Raw genomic sequence first — 17,816 nt, 5'->3', positions numbered from 1 at the left:
CAGGCGAGGTCGAACGACAGGAGATCAGGCCGCGACCTGACGCCTGCCTAGGTGGATGCCGCACTCGACCTTGTCCATCCCCGACCAGCGCCCGGCGCGCGTATCTTCCCCATCCTGAACCGCACGGGTGCACGGCCAGCAGCCGATGGAGCGATAGCCCTGCTCGACCAGCGGGTGACGCGGCAGATCGTTATCGTCCAGCCAGGCCTCGACGTCGTCGCCGTCCCAGTCGGCCAGCGGATTGATCCGCAGCACCCCGTCCAGCACCTCGAACGGCTTCAGCTTGGCCCGCGTCGCGGCCTGATAGCGTTTACGCCCGGTGATCAGGGCGTTGAACCCCGCCGTCGCCCGCGCCAGCGGCCGCACCTTCCTCAGGTCGCAGCAGGCGTCGGCGTTTGTCTTCCAAAGGTCGTCGCGGGCATCCAGCATCGCCTTCTCGCCCGCGTCCGGTGTCACCAGCCGCACGTCGGTCAGGCCCAGGGCCTTGGTCAGCTGGGTCCGATACGACAGGGTCTGGAGGAAATGCTGGCCGGTCTCCAGGAAGACCACCGGCACGTCCGGGTTGGTCTCAGCGACGATGTGCAGCAAGGCGGCGGACTCGGCCCCGAAGGACGAGATGGCGCCGACCCGCAGACCCAGCGCCGGGTCCAGCGCCGCCTTCACGATTTCGGACGCGTCCTTGCCCGCTGTCTCGCGGTTCAGCCGATCGGCCAGCGCGTCCAGATCGCGGTCGTTGGACGCCGCACGCCGCCGCTGCCAAATGGTCGGCGCGGGATCGACGGCGGGCTGATAGGCGCCGCTGAACGCCTGGCCCATCCGGTCCCAGGCCGAGGCGTCTGCGCCCGGCGCCAGTTCCACCGCGTCGAAGCCCGAGCGGCGCAGGTGCCGCGCCTGATCCGGCAGCACCTTGCCAGCCGCGATCAGACGTCCGGCATAGCCCCGCTCGCGCAGCACGGCCGCCAGCGAAAAGCCGCGCCCGTCGCGGAAGGCGTCGAACTCCAGCACCAGCGTGTCTTCATTCGCGGCGGCCGCCTCGACCTCTTCCAGCGGCGTGGTGACCGACAGGCGCAGCCCGTTCTGAATGCCTTCAAGCCGTTGCATCGAGCGTCTCATAGATGGCGTCGCGGAAGGGGTCGGGGCCGACGCGGCGCACCGTGTCGATGAACCGCTCGCCGTCGGCGCGGATTTGCAGATAGCGGTCCAGGGTCCGCTGGATCGCCGGCGCGACCTCGTCGGCCGGCAGGCTCTTGCCCACGATGTCGCCCAAGGCGGCCTGTTCGTCGGGCGAGCCGCCGACGGTGATCTGGTAGTATTCCTCGCCCTTGCGATCGACGCCCAGCACGCCGATGTGGCCGACGTGGTGGTGACCGCAGGCGTTGATGCAGCCGCTCATATTGATGCGAACCGGACCCAGACGTTCCTGATAGTCCATGTCCGCCAGCCGCTTGGACAGGGCCTGGGCGACCGGGATCGACCGGGCGTTGGCCAGGCTGCAATAGTCCAACCCCGGGCAGGCGATGACGTCGGTCGCCAGGTCGGCGTTGGCTGTCGCCAGGCCCACGTCGTGCAGCGCCCGCCACAGCGCCGGCACCTCGTCCAGCTTCACATGCGGCAAGACCAGATTCTGCTCATAGGCGGCGCGCAGTTCATCGAACGAATAGCGCTCGGCAAGGTCCGCCACCGCGTCCATCTGATCCGCCGTGATGTCGCCCGGCACGCCGCCGACCGGCTTCAGCGACACCACCACCGAGGCGTAGCCCGCTTGGCGGTGACGGCGGACGTTGTTGCGGGCGAAACGGGCGAAGTCGGGATCGGCCAGCAAGGCGCGGTCGAACGGGCCGCTGGTCTTGGGCAGGGTCTCGAAGGCGGGCGGCGCGAAATAGGCCTGGATGCGCGCGGCCTCATCCTGCGGGATCTGCAGATCCTCACGGCGCAGGGTGGCGTAGTGCTTGTCCACCTCCTCGCGGAAGGCCTCCAGCCCGACCGAGGCGACCAGAATCTTGATCCGCGCCTTGTGGATGTTGTCGCGCCGCCCCAGCAGGTTCCAGGCCCGCAAAATAGCGGTCAGATAGGCCAGAAGGTCCGCCGCGGGAACGGCCGACGCGATCTCCTGGGCGATGTGCGGCAGACGCCCCTGCCCGCCGCCGACGAAGACGCGGAAGGCGGTTCCTCCATCCGCGCCCTTGACGATCTGCAGGCCGACATCGTGGGTGCGGATCGCCGCCCGGTCCTTCTCGGCCCCGATCACCGCGATCTTGAACTTGCGCGGCAGGAAGCTGAATTCGGGGTGGATGGTGGACCACTGGCGGATGATCTCGCACCACGGCCGGGGATCCTCGATCTCGTCGTCGGCGGCGCCGGCGAAGACGTCGGTCGTAGTGTTGCGGATGCAGTTGCCGCTGGTCTGGATGGCGTGCATCTCGACCTCGGCGAGGTCGCGCAGCATAGCCGGCAGATCGGTCAGGGAGGGCCAGTTGTACTGGATGTTCGTGCGCGTGGTGAAATGGCCGTAGCCCTTGTCATAGGTGCGCGCGATATGGCCCAGCCGGCGCATCTGGCGGCTGTCGAACGTGCCATAGGGAATGGCGACACGCAGCATATAGGCGTGGAGCTGCAGATAGACGCCGTTCATCAACCGCAGCGGCTTGAACTCATCCTCGGTCAGGGCGCCGGACGCGCGGCGGGCAACCTGGTCGGAAAACTCCTCGACCCGTTCGCGGACCAGGGCGTGGTCGAACTCGTCATAGCGATACATCAGCCAACGCCTCCCGCGACGCTGTGGCCCACCGTCGGCCCGGCCGAACGGATATGCTCCTTCAGCCGATCACGGCCCGACGGCGTATGGCCCTCCACCTCGACGGCGTATGGATTGACGAAGACATCGGGTCGTCCGGCGACTTCGGCCAGCACGATCTCGGCCGTGGCCTCGTCCAGCACCGAGGCCTGGTCGATGCGCTCGACCGGCTGGTTGTCGACGCCTGCATAGATGACGCGGCCGTCCGACAGGCGGTTTGCGGTGACGATCTTCACGCCGCGAACTCCGCCCGAACATCCAGCTGGGCCGCCGAGAAGGCCGCCGTCTCGCCGACGAACAGCAACGCCGGCCCCGTCAGATTGGCGCCGCGCACCAGGGCGCCCAGCCCATCCAGACGGCCGGTCAGAACCCGCTCGTCCGGTCGGCTGCCGTTCTCGACGATGGCGACGGGGGTCGAGCCCAGTCGCCCGGCGGCGATCAGCTTTTCCGCCGTCTCCTCGGCCCGGTCCGATCCCATGTAGATGGCCAGGGTGTGGTTCGGCCCGGCCAACCGCGTCCAGTCGGCGTCGATCCCCCCCGGCTTGGCCTGGGCCGTCACGAAGGTCACCGCCTGGGCGTGGTCGCGGTGGGTCAGGGGGATGCCCGCCGAGGCCGCGCAGGCCAGGGCCGCCGTCACGCCCGGCACCACGAAGACCGCCACTCCCGCCGCCCGCATGGCGTCCAGCTCCTCCCCGCCGCGACCGAACACGAAGGGATCGCCGCCCTTCAGCCGCACGACCCGGTGGCCGGCGCGCGCCTCCTCGATCATCAGGGCCTCGATCTGGTCCTGCGGCACCGAATGTTCGCCGCGCGCCTTGCCGACATACAGCCGCTTGGCGTCACGGCGCGCCCGTTCCAGCACCGCCTCGGGCACTAGACGGTCGTGGATGATGACGTCGGCGTCCTGCAGCACACGCAACGCCTTCAGCGTCAGCAGTTCAGGATCGCCCGGCCCTGCGCCGACGATGTGGACCACGCCCTGTTCCGGCGCAGCCGAGTTCAGCAGGCGCAGCATCTCGCGTCGCGCCTCGGCCGTCCGACCTTCCGCCGCCAACGTCGCGGCCGGACCGCGGAAGGCCTTTTCCCAAAACCGGCGGCGCGCCATGAAGTCCGGCACACTGGCCTTTACCGTGTCGCGCAGTTCGCGCGCCAGCCGCGCCACATTGGCAAGCCCGGCGGGCAGCACGCCCTCGATCGCCGTGCGGATGTCGCGCGCCAGGATGGGGGCCGATCCGCCGGTGGCCACGCCGATCACCACCTCGTCCCGGTCGATCAGAGCCGGCGTCTGGAAGTCGCTCAGATGGGGCTTGTCGACCACATTGACCTGGGCCCCCGCCGCCCGCGCCAAGGCGCCCAGCCGCGTCAGTTCGTCCGCATCGTCCAGCGCCATGAAGACCAGCCGCGCGCCTGCTAAGTCGCCAGCCTCTGGCGTGCGCAAGACCGGCTCCGGCGCGCTCAGCGGGATTTCCATCCTGGGCGGCGCGCCGTCGGGCGCAAACCACACTACCTCGGCCGGCGTGTTGAGGAACAGTCGCAGTTTCGCCAGGGCGGGCTCGCCGCCGCCGATGATCACGATCTTTGCGGCCTCCAGCGGGATGGAGGCGAGGAATACACGCATCGTCTTGCTTTCAGGGCCGTCGGGAGAGGAAAAATGGACGACGGCAGGGCACGAACCTTCGTCTTCCCCGTCCAGAGCCGCAAACCAGATTGCCTTTGTCTCGCTGATAGGATTTCTATCCGCGATGGTCCGATCCCTGCTCCCGCTCAACGCCCTGCGCGCCTTCGAGGCCGCCGCGCGCCATCTGAACTTCTCGCGCGCCGCCGACGAACTGTCGGTCACGCCCGGCGCGGTCAGTCAGCAGATCCGTCTGCTGGAGGACATCGTGGGCGGGCCTTTGTTCGTGCGCGAGGCGCGGGGGCTTCAACTGACCGATCTGGGCCGCTCATCCGTGCCGCTGTTGCGCGAGGGGTTCGAACGGCTGATGGACGCTTCGGCCCTGCTGCGCGAGCCGCCGCGCCGCAAACAGGTGTCGATCAGCGTCGCACCGGGCTTCGCCTCCAAATGGCTGATGCCGCGCATGGACGACTTTCACACCGCCCATCCCGAGATCGAGCTGTGGATCTCGGCCGACATGGAGCCGGCGGACCTGAGCGAGGGCAAGGTCGATCTGGCGGTACGTTATGGCCCCGGCGACTATCCGGGCCTGACGGTCGATCGGCTGATGACCGAGACGGTGCTGCCCGTCTGCGCCCCGTCGCTGATGGACGGCGACAAGCCGATCCGCAAGCCGGCGGACCTGATCGGACACACCCTGCTGCACGACATGTCCAACGACGGCGATCCCAGCCGTCCTGACTGGGCCATGTGGCTGAAGGCGCGCGGCATTCGCCACCCCGACCCGCGTCGCGGTTCGCGCTTCAACCAGTCGGGCCTGTTGATCGAGGCCGCCATATCGGGACGCGGCGTGGCCCTGGCCAAACGCACCCTGGCCCAGGCGGACCTGGCGTCGGGGCGGCTGGTGGCGCCCTTCCCCGATGGATCGGAAGCGGTGGGGTTCGCCTATTACGTCGTCCAGCCCCGCGACCGCCCGCCGTCGCCCAGCGCGACCGCCTTCGTCGGCTGGCTGAAGAAACAGGCCGTGGATCACGACAATACAATGGGTCAGCTGTAGGCTCAGGCCTCATATTGAAAAGGACATCCGCCATGGCTGACGAAAAGGCCCCTCGCCTCGCGGTCCTGATCGATGCGGAGAACGCCTCCGCCCGGATTGCAGAGGCGCTGTTCAGCGAGATCGCCACCTTGGGCGAGGCCTCTGCGCGGCGCATCTACGGCGATTTCGCCAGTCCGCAGATCGCCGGCTGGACGCGGGTCCTGGCCCGTTTCGCCATCCAGCCCCAGCAGAATTTCGCCAACACAAAGGGCAAGAACTCGGGCGATATCGCCCTGGTCATCGATGCGATGGACCTGCTGCATTCGGGGCGGTTCGACGGTTTCTGTCTGGTGTCGTCCGACGCCGATTTCACCCGACTGGCGGCCCGCATCCGTGAGGAAGGCGTCGATGTCTATGGGTTCGGCGAGCAGAAGACGCCCGAAAGCTTCCGTCAGGCCTGCACCCGTTTCATCTATACCGAGAACCTGATCGCGCCGGTTGCGGTCGATGCCGGCGCCAAGTCGCCAGTGGTCGAGACGCCCGCAGCCAAGCGCAAGCCGTCCGAGGCGGCGCGCCTGATCGCGGCCATCATCGCCGACATGGACGAGGACGGCGACGGCTGGGTGGCGGTGGGCGGCATCGGCAATCGGCTGCGCAACGCCCATCCCGACTTCGACCAGCGCACCTATGGCTACGCCAAACTGTCGGACCTGATCCGCGCGACCGGCCGGTTCGAGGTGGAGACCGGCGAACGCGGCGCGATGCGGATTCGCGACCGCGCCTGACAAAGTTACGCGCGGGCGGCCTGACTGGCTGACACGCCCAGAGCCTGAAGCGCGGCGGCGGCGATGTGTTCGGCGTTCAGACCGGCCTGGGCGTACATGGCCATCGGCGCATCCTGATCCTGGAAGACGTCGGGCAGGTTCAGGGTGCGGATCTTGAGCCCGCCATCCAGCGCGCCCTTCTCGGCCAGCAGTTGCAGCACGAAGGCGCCGAAGCCGCCCATGGCGCCCTCCTCGACCGTGATCAGCGCTTCGTGCTCACGCGCCAGGCGCAGGATGAGGTCGGCGTCCAGCGGTTTGGCGAACCGGGCGTCCGCCACCGTCGCCGACACGCCCTTGGCGGCCAGCATGTCCGCCGCCTTCAGCGATTCCTGCAAACGGGTGCCCAGGCTGAGGATGGCGACCGAGGTGCCCTCGCGCACGATCCGGCCCTTGCCGATCTCCAGCGGAGCGGCCAGTTCGGGGATCTCAACGCCCACGCCGTCGCCGCGCGGATAACGGAAGGCGCTGGGCCGGTCGTCGATGGCGAGGCTGGTCGAGATCATCGCCGCCAGTTCGGCCTCGTCGGCCGCAGCCATCAGCACCATACCGGGCAGCGCGCCCATGAAGCCGATGTCGAACGATCCGGCGTGGGTCGCCCCGTCCGATCCGACCAGACCCGCCCGGTCCATCGCGAACCGCACGGGCAGCGACTGGATCGCCACGTCATGGACCACCTGGTCGTAACCGCGTTGCAGGAAGGTGGAATAGATGGCGCAGATCGGCTTCATCCCGTCCGCCGCCAGTCCCGCCGCGAAGGTCACCGCATGCTGTTCGGCGATGCCGACGTCATAGGTCCGCTCGGGGAAGGCCTGACCGAACAGATCCAGCCCCGTGCCGGACGGCATGGCCGCCGTGATCGCCACGATCGACGGATCGATCTTGGCGTGTTTGATCAGCTCGGTCCCGAACACCTTGGTGTAGCTGGGCGTGTTGGAGATGGCCTTGGCCTGTTTGCCCGACACCACGTCGAACTTGACCACGGCATGCAGCTTGTCGGCGCTGCTTTCGGCAGGGACATAGCCCTTGCCCTTTTGCGTCACGACGTGAACCAGCACGGGCCGGTCCTCAATGGCGGCCGCCTTCTTCAGGATCGGCACCAGATTGTCCATGTCGTGACCGTCGATAGGGCCGACGTAATAGAAGCCCAGCTCCTCGAAGAAGGTGCCGCCGGTGACCATGCCGCGCGCATATTCCTCGGCCTTCTTGGCCGCCTTGCGGAACGGGCGCGGCAGATGTTGGGCGACGGATTTCCCCAGCCGGCGCACGTTCTGATAGGCCCCGCCCGACACCAGGCCGGCCAGATAGGCGCTCATCCCGCCCACCGGTGGCGCGATGGACATGTCGTTGTCGTTCAGGATGACCATCAGCTGGCCGCTGGTCGCCTCCGCAGCGTTGTTCATCGCCTCATAGGCCATGCCGGCGGACATGGAGCCGTCGCCGATCACCGCCACGACGCGGTTCTTCTCGCCCTTCTGATCGCGCGCGGCGGCGAAGCCCAAGGCGGCGCTGATCGAAGTCGAGGCGTGGGCGGCGCCGAACGGATCGTATTCGCTCTCGCTGCGCTTGGTGAAGCCCGACAGGCCGCCGCCCTGGCGCAGGGTGCGGATGCGGTCGCGCCGCCCGGTCAGGATCTTGTGCGGATAGCACTGATGGCCGACGTCCCAAATCAGGATGTCCTTGGGCGTCTCGAACACGTGATGAAGCGCCGTGGTCAGCTCGACCACGCCCAGGCCCGCGCCCAGATGGCCCCCGGTGACGGACACCGCATCGATCGTCTCGGCGCGCACCTCCTGCGCCAACTGCTTGAGCTGGGCGATATCGAAGGCCCGAGTGTCGGCCGGGAACTTGACGGTGTCGAGAAGCGGGGTGTCGGGCATCAGCCGAAAAAACCTTGGAAGTCTGATTGATCAACCCGCAGGTCGCATCAACGTTTCGTATCAGGACCGGCGCTTTAGCACAAAGTCCACGCTGGCCCTGAGGATTTCGGCCTCGTCGCCGAACGGCTCAAGGTGCGAGCGGGCCTGGTTGGCGAGGTGCGCGACCCTGTGTCGCGCCGCTTCCAGACCCAGCAGGGTGACAAAATTGGTCTTGCCCAGCGCCGCATCCTTACCACCCGCCGCCTTGCCCATCTCCTCGGCCGAGCCTTCGGCGTCCAGCAGGTCGTCGACGATCTGATAGGCCAGACCGACATCGTGGGCGAAGCTGATCAGGGCGTGCTGTTGCGACATCGACGCGTCGGCGATGATCAAGGGGATTTCAAAGGCATAGGCGAACAGGGCGCCGGTCTTCAGTCGCTGCATACGCGCGACGCCGCCCAGGTCGTCGCGCACGCCCAGCAGATCGATCATCTGACCGCCCGCCATGCCACGCGGCCCGGACGCCAGCGACAGCCTCGCCGCCAGCTCGCACCGCACGGCCGCATCATCGTGGGTGTCTTCGTGCAGGATGATGTCGAAGGCGGCGGTCTGAAGCGCGTCACCCGCCAGCACCGCCGTCGCCTCGTCATAGGCGCGGTGAACCGTAGGGCGACCGCGCCGCATGTCGTCATCGTCCATGCACGGCAGGTCGTCGTGAACCAGGCTGTAGGCGTGGACGCATTCCAGGGCGCAGGCGGCCCGCAGCACCGACCGTTCGTCGATGTCGAACAGGCGCGCGGCCTCCAGCGCAAAGAACGGCCGCAACCGTTTGCCGGGGCCGAGCGCCGCATAACGCATCGCCTCGGTCAGCCGCGATTCCGGGCCTTCGGCGCGCGGCAGCAGTTCATCCAGAGCGACCGTGACCAGATCCGCGACCTCGGCCACGCGGTCGATCACCGCCTGCTCGGGCGAGTTGGCGGCGATGACGCGATTCACGAAGAGCGACCGATCATTCGAACGACGCCGCCTCGACGCCCTTGGCCTGGCCGTCGGTGCCGACCACGATCTTCTCGACACGCAGCTGGGCCGCCTTCAACCGCGCTTCGCAATGCGCCTTCAGCTTGGCGCCCTCTTCGTACAGGGCGATGGATTCTTCCAGCGGCGCCTGGCCGGACTCCAGGCGGGACACGATGGTCTCCAGCCGCTGCAGGGCGTCTTCGAAGCTGAGATCGGCGGGGATGGCGGCAGTATCGGTCATGACGCGGACCCTAATCGGGCGCAACCGCCGCATCAACGCCTCAAGCGGCTATCGTTTCTCGTAGCGCCGTTGAGACCAGTATTTGAAGCCCTGGTTGTGGACCAGTTTCCAGCCATCGGCCTTCAGCGCGCGGCCGACCATATGGTTGAAATAGCCGTGGGCGAAGACCAGCACGTCCTGGCCGCTCTCGGCCCGCGCGATCAGCTTGTGCGCCGCCTGATCGGCGCGTGCCTCGGCCTGGGCGCGGGTTTCCTGGCCGTCGTGGTGGTCGAAGGCGTGCCACCAGAAGCGCGACACCACGCCCCACCATTTGGGCGACAGCTTGATCCATTCCGGAATCGGCGGCGGCGGCAGGGGCGCCTCGATGAACATCACGTCGGCCATCACCTCGCGCCCGGCGGCGGCGGCGGCGGCGGTTTCCTGGGCGCGCTGGCGGGTGGAGGCGTAGATGGCGCCGGCCCCTTGCGCAGCGGCGACCAGTTCGGGCGGGGGCGTCTGGCCGGCCAGCAGACCGCCGATCTCGTATTTCGCCCACCACTCGCCGTACTGGCGGGCCGTGATCAGGCATTTGCGCGACAGGGCCGGCTCGCCGTGGCGCGTCAGGATGATGGCGCCGGGCCGCAGGGCCACAAGCGCGCCGACGGATGGCGCGGCATCAGGCGGGGACACGGACGGTTCGGTCGAATCGAGGGACAGGGCGGGGGCTGACATGACAAACGGACGGGCCTTTGGTTTCAAGGCGTTATGCGTCCTCAGTCCTCCCCGAGCGCGGCGACGTGGGCGACCGCAGAGCGGCCTAGTCCTTCAAGGTCGTAACCGCCCTCAAGCGCGGACACAACCTTGCCCGAACACGTCCGACGCGCGACCTCCAGAATTGCACGCGTCGCCCAGGCGAAATCCTCGGCCTCCAGCGACTGATGCGCCAGCGGATCGCGCCTGTGGGCGTCGAAGCCGGCCGAGATCAGGATCAGGTCCGGCCGGAACGATTCCAGCGCCGGCATCAGTCCGCCGGCGAAGGTCGCACGCCATTTTTCACGCGCCGCATGGGGCGCCACCGGGGCGTTGACGATATTGCCGACGCCGGTTTCGGACGCCGCGCCCGTGCCGGGATAGAGCGGCATCTGGTGGATCGAGGCCAGGAACAGGCTGTCGTCGTCCTCGAACGCCGCCTGGGTGCCGTTGCCGTGGTGAACGTCGAAATCGACCACCGCCACCCGCGCCATACCTTCAGCCTGGGCGACCCGCGCCGCCACGGCGACGGAGGAGAACAGGCAGAACCCCATGGCCCGATCCGGCTCGGCATGGTGGCCCGGCGGGCGCACGGCGGCGAAGGCGCGGTTCATCTCGCCCCTCGCGATGGCCCTCACCGCATCGATCGCCGCCCCCGCCGCCAGTCGCGCCGCCATGACGCTGCCGGGCGACAGGACGGTGTCGGCGTCCAGCTGATTCATGCCTTGGGTGGGGGACGCCTTCAGCAGGCGGGCGACATAGGCGGCCGGATGCACCCGCTCCAGATCCACGAGCTCGGCCTGGGACGCCGCCCGCCGATCATGGGCCAGACCGGCGTCGTCCAGCGCGTCCAGCACCGCCTTCAGCCGCTCGGGACTTTCGGGATGGCCCGCGCCCGGCGTGTGGGACAGCATGGACGGATGGGTGAAGATCGGCACGGACATCGGAACGACGATACGCCTGCCGTTCGCCCTTGTCGCCGGTGACGCGCGCGACGCCACCCTGTAGAGCCGAACCATGACCGAGATCGTGATCCGCCCTGCCTGCCCCGAAGACGCCGCCGCCCTGGGCGCCCTGGGTCGCCAGACCTTCATCGACACCTTCGTCGAGGGGTTCGGCATCCCCTATCCCGAGGCCGATCTGAAGGCGTTCCTGGACGCCAGTTTCAACGTGGAACCGACGCTGAAGAAGCTGGCCGGGCCGGGCTGCGCCTGGTGGATGGCCGAGCGGGACGGAGAACTGCTGGCCTTCGCCAACGCCGGCCCCAACGGCTTGCCTCACCGCGACGCAAGGCCGTCGCATATGGAGTTGCGCCGGCTTTATGTGTCGAAGACCGCCCAGGGCCTCGGCCTGGGTACGAAGCTTTTGACCCTGTCGCTGGACTGGATGCAGGCGAACACCGAGGGCCCGCTGTGGATCGGCGTCTGGAGCGGCAACGACAAGGCCCAGCGCCTCTACGCCGCCTACGGCTTCGAGAAGGCGGGTGAATACGACTACCCCGTCGGCGCCTGGCGCGACCGAGAGTTCATCTTGCGGCGCGGATAGACTATGTTGCCCGCATGACCCGCGCCGAACTGCTGGAAAAACTGCGCGACCTGAAGCCTTGGCTCGAAGAGCAGGGCATCGTCAACGTGCGCCTGTTCGGCAGCTATGCCCGCGATGAGGCGGGGCCGGACAGCGATGTCGATCTGCTGGTGGACTTGTCGCAACCGTTGGGTCTGCGGTTCTATAGTCTAGCCGAGGAATTGACGGACAAGGTCGGCAAGGAGGTTGACCTGCTTACGTCGAAGGGCCTCCGCAATCCCTACGTCCGCGCGTCCGCATTGAGGGATTGTGTTGAGGTCTGACCGCGCAGATCGCGGCCTTTTGGCGGATATTCGCGAATCGACCGATTTGATTGCGCGCTACATCGACGGACTTTCATCCGACGCGTTCGAAGCCGATTCTCTGCGACGGGATGCGACGGCCTTTAGACTTTTGATCATTGGAGAAGCCGCAGGAAAGTTGTCACCCGCAGTGACTGAAAAGCTTCCTGACATCGACTGGCGCGGCATGTTGGGGCTTCGCCACCGATTGGCGCACGATTACGGATCAACCGACTTCAGCGTCATCTGGGCCATCGCCAGCATCGAAGTTCCCCGTTTGGCGCAAGCGCTCGAAAACCTCTGATGCTCCTACCCTTCTTCACCGCCCTGCGCGACGCCAAGGTTCCGGTGTCGATGAAGGAATGGCTCCATCTGATGGAGGCGATGGATCGCGATCTGGCGGGGCGCGAGATCGAGACCTTTTATCACCTGTCGCGCGCGGTTCTGGTCAAGGACGAGAAACACTATGACCGGTTCGACCAGGTGTTCGGGACCGTGTTCAAGGGGGTGGAATCGGTCGGGGCGGGCGAGGACCTGACGACCGATATTCCCGAGGACTGGCTGCGGCTGTTGAACGAGAAATATCTGACCGAAGAAGAGAAGGCCCAGATCGAGGCGCTCGGCGGGTTCGACAAGCTGATGGAGACGCTGAAGCAGCGACTGGAGGAGCAGCACGAACGGCATTCCGGCGGGTCGAAATGGATCGGCACGGGCGGGACCAGCCCGTTCGGCCACGGCGGCTATAATCCCGAGGGGGTGCGCATCGGCGGGTCGGGCAAGCACGGCCGGGCGGTCAAAGTGTGGGAGAAGCGCGAGTTCAGAAACCTGGACGACACGGTCGAACTGGGCACGCGCAACATCAAGGTCGCCCTGCGCCGGCTGCGCCGTTTCGCCCGCGAGGGCGCGGCGGAAGAGCTGGACATCGACGGCACCATCGACGGCACCGCGCGCCAGGGCTGGCTGGACATCCGGATGCGGCCCGAGCGGCGCAACACGATCAAGGTTCTGCTGTTCCTCGACATCGGCGGCTCGATGGACGGGCACATCAAGCTGGTCGAGGAGCTGTTCTCCGCCGCCAAGACCGAGTTCAAGAACCTGGAGTTCTTCTACTTCCACAACTGCCTTTACGAGGGAGTCTGGAAGGACAACCGGCGTCGCCACACCGAGCGGATTCCAACCTGGGACCTGCTGCACAAATATCCTGGCGACTGGCGCGCCATCTTCGTCGGGGACGCGACCATGTCCCCCTATGAGGTCACCATGCCTGGCGGTTCTGTCGAGCACTGGAACGAGGAGGCCGGCGCCGTCTGGATGAAGCGGGCGCGTCAGCAGTGGGACAAGTCGATCTGGCTGAATCCGGTGCAGGAACGCTACTGGAGCTACACTGCCTCTGTCGGCCTGCTGCGCGAGGTGATGGAAGAACGGATGTTCCCCCTGACACTGGAAGGTCTCGACAAGGCGATGCGCGCCCTGACAAGGTAGGTTCGCGTCTTGGGCGAGTTCCCGCCCGGCGAACTACATCGAGGGGCCTTGTCCATGATCGCCGCCGCCTTCGCCCTGCTTCTGTTTCAGCAACCCGCACCGACCGTGGTGTGGGAGACGGCCGCGCCAGAGCCGGTGGTCGAGACGCCGGCGCCGCCGGCGCAACATTCCGTGCCGGCGTGGGGCTTGGCCGATCCTTTCGGTTTCGAGCGCGCGCGGTGCAGTCCGCTGGTGCGCGGCGCCAAGTTGATGGAGACCTGCCAGACCGAGGTGCGCGAACAACTGGCCCTGGCCATGGGGCCTGACCTGCCCGAGGCCCTTCGTCCCAGCGGCATGGCGGGCGACTGTCACATGACCCAGGCCAACGCCGGCGGCTCTGCCTATGCCGTTCAGTGCGGGCCTCAGTCGCGCGCTGCTGAGGCGCCTTCAGCCCTTCAGGAAATAGACTGCCGACCCCGTCCGATCAGAGGCGGTTTCAGTTCAGAATGCCGCCCCGTCGAAACAAGCGCCCGCAACCTAGCTCTCAAGCTCTGGGGCGACAAGGACTGATCAAAACGCAGAAACGCCGTCCGCTTTCGCGAACGGCGTTTCATATCTTCACGCAATTCGATTGGGGCTTAGGCCTTGTCGCGGAGGCTGTCCTTGACGCCGCCGACCGTGTTCTGGACCTTGCCCTCGACCTGATCGGCCTTGCCTTCGGCCTGCAGTTTGGTGTCGCCGGTCACCTTGCCGGCGGCTTCCTTGATCTTGCCGCCGATGTTCTTGGCGGCGCCTTCGATACGGTCGTGATCAGCCATCTAAAGTCTCCGTTTTCAATAGCCGCGACATGGCGTTGCGGGTTGAAAAGGAAACGGCATAGCCGCACCCTCGTTCCGTAAGGCTCAGCTTGCCCGACGCAGCCAGACGGCGACCGCCCAGGCGTGGGAATCGTGCCTCAGCCGGGACAGGGCGAAGGTCGGATCCAGCCACACCAAGGTGTGGTCGTCCTCGCACTTCGCATCCGGGTTTTCGGCCGTGACGGTCGCCGTCCAGAAGCCGCCGACATTGTTCACCGGCTCGCGCGTCGAGCGCACGAAATACTGGCTGGCCTCGGCGATGCGGTTCAGCGGCGCGATGGTTAGGCCCGTCTCTTCCACAAACTCGCGTTTCAGGGCCTGAACCTCGGTCTCCTCGACATCGACCCCGCCGCCGGGCAGGTCGAAATAGGGACCGGCCTCGCGCTCCACCCGGACACAGGCGATCAGCCCGTCGCGTTCGACGATGCCGAACGCCGTGGCGCGGTGACGATAATCGGAAGCGGGTTTGCGAACGCCGAACTGCAACATGACGGATACCGACCCTAAAGGTCGAACGACAGCCGGGCGCGCACGCCCTTGTGTGCGCCGTCGAACTCGACGACCGAGCGCAGGCCCGAGGCCATGGCCGAGATGATCTTGCCGCCCAGACCCGTGCCCTTGGGCGTGCCGTCGCCCATGCCGGGGCCGTCGTCCTCGACCATCAGGGCGACCTTGTTGTCACCCTCGCGGCGCAGATGGATGCGGATTTCACCGCCCTGCCCCGGCGTATAGGCGTATTTGACGGCGTTGGTGACGAGTTCCGTGACGATGACGCCGATGGACACCGCCTGATCGGTCGTGACCGACAAAGGCTCGGCATCCAGCGTCAACTTGGGCGATCCCTCGCCCGGCCCGATGGACTTGGACAGTTCGTCCATCAGCCCCACCAGATACTCGTCCATGGCGACGGTGCTCATGTCGCCCGAGGTGTAGAGGCGCCGGTGAACGTGAGCCACGGCCTCAATGCGCGCCTGAGACTCGCGCAGCGCATCCCTGGCGCCTTGATCGGTCACGTGTCGCATCTGCAGAGACATGAAGCTGGACACCAGTTGCAACGAGTTGCCGACGCGGTGATTGACCTCACGCAGCATCGCCTCGGCCCGGTCGCGCGCCAGGCGGATTTCTTCCTGGGCCAGGTCGTTCTCGCGCTGGAGCCGGCGACGCAGCAGGGCGTCTTCCAGCGCCGAGCGCAGCAGGGAGGTGAAGTCCTCGGACACGTCCTTGATGACATAGTCGGCCGCGCCGGCACGCAGGGCCGCGACCGCGATCCGCCCCTCTTGAGCACCCGTCACATAGACGACCGGCGGCGGCGCATTCAGCGCCATGATGTCGGGCAGGACGTCCAGGCCGTCGCGCGTCGGCATGTAGTGGTCCAGGGCGCAGACATCGTATTCGTGCTGCTGCAACAGCGCCAGCCCCGCGTCCCCGTCGGGGGCGCAGGTGACGGCATAGCCGTGACGCCCCAACTCCTTCTCGACCAGCCGGGACAGGCCCCGGTCATCGTCGATATAGAGCAGGCGGATAGGCTGCGGCGTCTCGATCGTCAGATCTCCGGCGCCTGGATGACCGACAGGAACAGGCCCAGCTGGCGTATGGCGCCGGCGAAGGATTCATAATCCACCGGCTTGGTGATGTAGACGTTGCAGCCCAGGTCGTAGCAGCGCTGGATCTCGACCTTGTCGTCCGTGGTGGTCAGTACGACGACCGGCGCACGCTTCAGACGGTCGTTGCCCTTCACCTTCTCCAGAATGTCAGTTCCCGACATATCGGGCAGGTTGAGGTCCAGCAGGATCAGCAGCGGCCCGTTGTTCAGGATTTCGTCGCTGAACAGATAGTCGAGCGCCGCACCGCCCTCGTCGAAATGCTTGATTTCGTTGTTGATGTTGGCCCGGCGGATGTTCTTTTCGATCAGCTTGGCGTGGCCGTGGTCGTCTTCGACCATGATGATTTTGACGGGTTGCGTCACAGCGCGCCTCCGGGTTCAGCTAGGATCAGTCGTTTGGGGAATTTCAGCAGGAAAGTCGAGCCTTTGCCCAGCTCGGACTCCACGTCGATGGTCCCGCCGATCCGACGAACGCTGTTGCGCACGAAGGCCAGGCCCAGCCCCTCGCCCGACCGGTCCTGTTTGCCGGACCGGCGGAACAGTTCGAAAATCCGTTCGTGGTCGCGCGGCGCGATGCCTCGGCCGTTGTCGGCGACCCGATAGACGACCCAGCCGCCCGGAACGTCCTCGCCCGACACCACGATCTCTCCGGGCCGGCTGGCGTCCAGATATTTGACGGCGTTGTCGATCAGATTGCCGACGATCTGCTCCATCGAAATACGGTCGCTTTCGATTTCCGGCAGAGGTTGCACCTCGATTCGCGCGCCCGAGGCCTCGGTCTGGTGATGGACGCTGTCGGCGATGTTCTGGGCCATGGCCGTCATGTCCAGCGTCTCGGGCGCCAGGTTGCGGCGACCCTCGCGCGACAGCTTCAGTATGGCGTTGATCAGCCGGTCCATCTTCTCGGTCGAGGCACGGATGAAGCCGATGGCCTCTGGCATGTCTTCACGGACGGCCATGATCACGTCGGCATCGACGGCGCGCGTCTTCTCGGCGTCGGCGATAGCCTTGTCGACGACCCTGCCCGCCTGCTCCAGCTCGGAGGTATAGCCCATGACGTTGACCAAGGGCGCGCGCAGGTCGTGGCTGACGATGTATGCGAAGCGCTGGATTTCCTCGTTGGCGCGCATCAGGTCGCCGGTGCGTTCGCGAACCTTGTCTTCCAGACCGGCGTTGGCCGCATCCAGCGTGGCGCGGGCGGCCTGAAGTTCAGACACGTACCGCCGCACCATCCAGGCCGACAGCAACGCCAGGACGATCACCAGCAGGCCGGCGATGGCGTTCATCGTCACCGTCAGGACCCCGAAACGGTCGGACGCCTTCCTGCGTTCGGCGATGCGGGCGGATTTGAGGGCGTCGAAGGCGTCCACGGCGGCCCGCAACTCGTCCATGTAGCGTTTGCCTTCGCCCGAGCGGACGGCCTGGATCGACTGACCGATCCGCCCCTGCTGGGCCAAGGTCACGGTCCGTTCCATCTCGGCCCACTTCAAGTCCGCCAGGCGATGGATGCGATCGACCGGGGCCTTCAGCGTCGGATCCTGCGCCGCGCCTTCGTCGAGGAAGGCGACGGCCGGCTTCATCTCCTCCTGCGCCTGCCGATAAGGCTGAAGGAAATCGCTGCGGCCGGTCAGCAGAAAGCCCCGCTGCGCCGTCTCGGCGTTCAGCATGGAAATCAGGGTGGTGCGCGACGCCCGCCGCATCAGCTGGGCATGTTCGATGGTGCGGTTCACCGACGCTGTGCGCTGGATCATCACGAAAGTCGTCGCATTGACGACGATCAGCAGGCCGAAGACCAGGATCAGCATGGCCGACATCGACCGCGCGAGCGACGACGTGCGGGTGAAGTCGCGCAATCGCGACCATTGGGACCGAGGGCTTGGGATCATGACGGTGGAGCTTTAGCGGCGTGTTGCGCCGC

Annotated in this window: 21 protein-coding genes; 7 read left to right on the top strand and 14 right to left on the bottom strand. The window is 66.7% G+C overall.

Annotated elements, in window-relative coordinates:
• Positions 1 to 24: 24 nt before the first annotated feature.
• The 4 genes from AC3ISA_RS11145 to cysG are packed head-to-tail and all read right to left on the bottom strand — an operon-like array spanning position 25 to position 4,412.
• Positions 25 to 1,101, bottom strand: coding sequence for a phosphoadenylyl-sulfate reductase (locus AC3ISA_RS11145; RefSeq protein ID WP_489177934.1), 1,077 nt, complete (start codon positions 1,099 to 1,101; stop codon positions 25 to 27).
• Complete coding sequence (locus AC3ISA_RS11140) at positions 1,088 to 2,755, bottom strand: nitrite/sulfite reductase (RefSeq protein ID WP_489177933.1); 1,668 nt, start codon at positions 2,753 to 2,755, stop codon at positions 1,088 to 1,090. The genes AC3ISA_RS11145 and AC3ISA_RS11140 overlap by 14 nt, the downstream gene beginning before the upstream one ends.
• Positions 2,755 to 3,030, bottom strand: a complete 276-nt coding sequence (locus tag AC3ISA_RS11135; RefSeq protein WP_489177932.1) for a DUF2849 domain-containing protein — start codon at positions 3,028 to 3,030, stop codon at positions 2,755 to 2,757. Before AC3ISA_RS11135 ends, AC3ISA_RS11140 begins: the two co-directional genes overlap by 1 nt.
• Positions 3,027 to 4,412: a siroheme synthase CysG gene (gene cysG / locus AC3ISA_RS11130; RefSeq protein ID WP_489177931.1), complete on the bottom strand. Its 1,386-nt coding sequence runs from the start codon at positions 4,410 to 4,412 to the stop codon at positions 3,027 to 3,029. The genes AC3ISA_RS11135 and cysG overlap by 4 nt, the downstream gene beginning before the upstream one ends.
• Positions 4,413 to 4,536: 124 nt before the next feature.
• Between cysG and gcvA the strand changes: the two genes are divergently transcribed.
• The gene (gene gcvA / locus AC3ISA_RS11125) at positions 4,537 to 5,466 is read left to right on the top strand and encodes a transcriptional regulator GcvA (RefSeq protein WP_137721116.1); all 930 of its coding nucleotides are present in this window, start codon (positions 4,537 to 4,539) and stop codon (positions 5,464 to 5,466) included.
• A gap of 32 nt (positions 5,467 to 5,498) precedes the next feature.
• Positions 5,499 to 6,230, top strand: a complete 732-nt coding sequence (locus AC3ISA_RS11120; protein WP_489177930.1) for an NYN domain-containing protein — start codon at positions 5,499 to 5,501, stop codon at positions 6,228 to 6,230.
• 5 nt (positions 6,231 to 6,235) lie between these two features.
• Here the strand turns inward: AC3ISA_RS11120 and dxs are convergent, their stop codons facing one another.
• From dxs to AC3ISA_RS11095, 5 genes are read right to left on the bottom strand one after another with little or no spacing between them, the layout of a single operon-like run.
• The gene (dxs, locus tag AC3ISA_RS11115; protein ID WP_489180101.1) at positions 6,236 to 8,149 is read right to left on the bottom strand and encodes a 1-deoxy-D-xylulose-5-phosphate synthase; all 1,914 of its coding nucleotides are present in this window, start codon (positions 8,147 to 8,149) and stop codon (positions 6,236 to 6,238) included.
• A gap of 57 nt (positions 8,150 to 8,206) precedes the next feature.
• The gene (locus AC3ISA_RS11110; protein ID WP_489180100.1) at positions 8,207 to 9,082 is read right to left on the bottom strand and encodes a polyprenyl synthetase family protein; all 876 of its coding nucleotides are present in this window, start codon (positions 9,080 to 9,082) and stop codon (positions 8,207 to 8,209) included.
• Positions 9,083 to 9,134: 52 nt separating this feature from the next.
• Positions 9,135 to 9,383: an exodeoxyribonuclease VII small subunit gene (locus AC3ISA_RS11105; RefSeq protein ID WP_489177929.1), complete on the bottom strand. Its 249-nt coding sequence runs from the start codon at positions 9,381 to 9,383 to the stop codon at positions 9,135 to 9,137.
• A gap of 48 nt (positions 9,384 to 9,431) precedes the next feature.
• Entirely contained in the window at positions 9,432 to 10,094 is a 663-nt protein-coding gene (locus AC3ISA_RS11100; RefSeq protein ID WP_489177928.1) for a histidine phosphatase family protein, read from the bottom strand.
• A gap of 41 nt (positions 10,095 to 10,135) precedes the next feature.
• Positions 10,136 to 11,056, bottom strand: a complete 921-nt coding sequence (locus tag AC3ISA_RS11095; protein WP_489177927.1) for a histone deacetylase family protein — start codon at positions 11,054 to 11,056, stop codon at positions 10,136 to 10,138.
• A gap of 73 nt (positions 11,057 to 11,129) precedes the next feature.
• Here AC3ISA_RS11095 and AC3ISA_RS11090 point away from each other — a divergent pair, with 73 nt between their 5' ends.
• From AC3ISA_RS11090 to AC3ISA_RS11070, 5 genes are read left to right on the top strand one after another with little or no spacing between them, the layout of a single operon-like run.
• A complete protein-coding gene (locus AC3ISA_RS11090; RefSeq protein ID WP_489177926.1) occupies positions 11,130 to 11,657 on the top strand; it encodes a GNAT family N-acetyltransferase in 528 nt (175 codons plus the stop codon).
• A gap of 14 nt (positions 11,658 to 11,671) precedes the next feature.
• Complete coding sequence (locus tag AC3ISA_RS11085) at positions 11,672 to 11,959, top strand: nucleotidyltransferase family protein (RefSeq protein WP_489177925.1); 288 nt, start codon at positions 11,672 to 11,674, stop codon at positions 11,957 to 11,959.
• A 19-nt stretch (positions 11,960 to 11,978) separates the two neighbouring features.
• On the top strand, positions 11,979 to 12,281 hold the full coding sequence (locus AC3ISA_RS11080) for a HepT-like ribonuclease domain-containing protein (RefSeq protein ID WP_372693158.1): 303 nt from the start codon (positions 11,979 to 11,981) through the stop codon (positions 12,279 to 12,281).
• A complete protein-coding gene (locus AC3ISA_RS11075; protein ID WP_489177924.1) occupies positions 12,281 to 13,459 on the top strand; it encodes a vWA domain-containing protein in 1,179 nt (392 codons plus the stop codon). The genes AC3ISA_RS11080 and AC3ISA_RS11075 overlap by 1 nt, the downstream gene beginning before the upstream one ends.
• Positions 13,460 to 13,513: 54 nt before the next feature.
• Positions 13,514 to 14,008, top strand: a complete 495-nt coding sequence (locus AC3ISA_RS11070; protein ID WP_489177923.1) for a hypothetical protein — start codon at positions 13,514 to 13,516, stop codon at positions 14,006 to 14,008.
• A 68-nt stretch (positions 14,009 to 14,076) separates the two neighbouring features.
• Here AC3ISA_RS11070 and AC3ISA_RS11065 read toward each other — a convergent pair whose 3' ends face one another.
• The 5 genes from AC3ISA_RS11065 to AC3ISA_RS11045 all read right to left on the bottom strand — a co-directional run bounded on the left by AC3ISA_RS11065 (position 14,077) and on the right by AC3ISA_RS11045 (position 17,784).
• The gene (locus AC3ISA_RS11065; protein ID WP_372693161.1) at positions 14,077 to 14,256 is read right to left on the bottom strand and encodes a CsbD family protein; all 180 of its coding nucleotides are present in this window, start codon (positions 14,254 to 14,256) and stop codon (positions 14,077 to 14,079) included.
• 84 nt (positions 14,257 to 14,340) lie between these two features.
• Entirely contained in the window at positions 14,341 to 14,784 is a 444-nt protein-coding gene (locus tag AC3ISA_RS11060; protein WP_428154414.1) for an NUDIX domain-containing protein, read from the bottom strand.
• 14 nt (positions 14,785 to 14,798) lie between these two features.
• Positions 14,799 to 15,803: a histidine kinase dimerization/phosphoacceptor domain -containing protein gene (locus AC3ISA_RS11055; RefSeq protein WP_489180099.1), complete on the bottom strand. Its 1,005-nt coding sequence runs from the start codon at positions 15,801 to 15,803 to the stop codon at positions 14,799 to 14,801.
• A 35-nt stretch (positions 15,804 to 15,838) separates the two neighbouring features.
• On the bottom strand, positions 15,839 to 16,261 hold the full coding sequence (locus AC3ISA_RS11050) for a response regulator (protein WP_372693163.1): 423 nt from the start codon (positions 16,259 to 16,261) through the stop codon (positions 15,839 to 15,841).
• Positions 16,258 to 17,784, bottom strand: a complete 1,527-nt coding sequence (locus AC3ISA_RS11045; RefSeq protein ID WP_489177922.1) for a sensor histidine kinase — start codon at positions 17,782 to 17,784, stop codon at positions 16,258 to 16,260. The genes AC3ISA_RS11050 and AC3ISA_RS11045 overlap by 4 nt, the downstream gene beginning before the upstream one ends.
• Positions 17,785 to 17,816 lie beyond the last annotated feature (32 nt).

The organism is Brevundimonas sp. KH_058, assembly GCF_057838505.1.
Note: the sequence above shows the minus strand (reverse complement) of the source record. Positions and strands in the feature narration are given on the sequence as shown.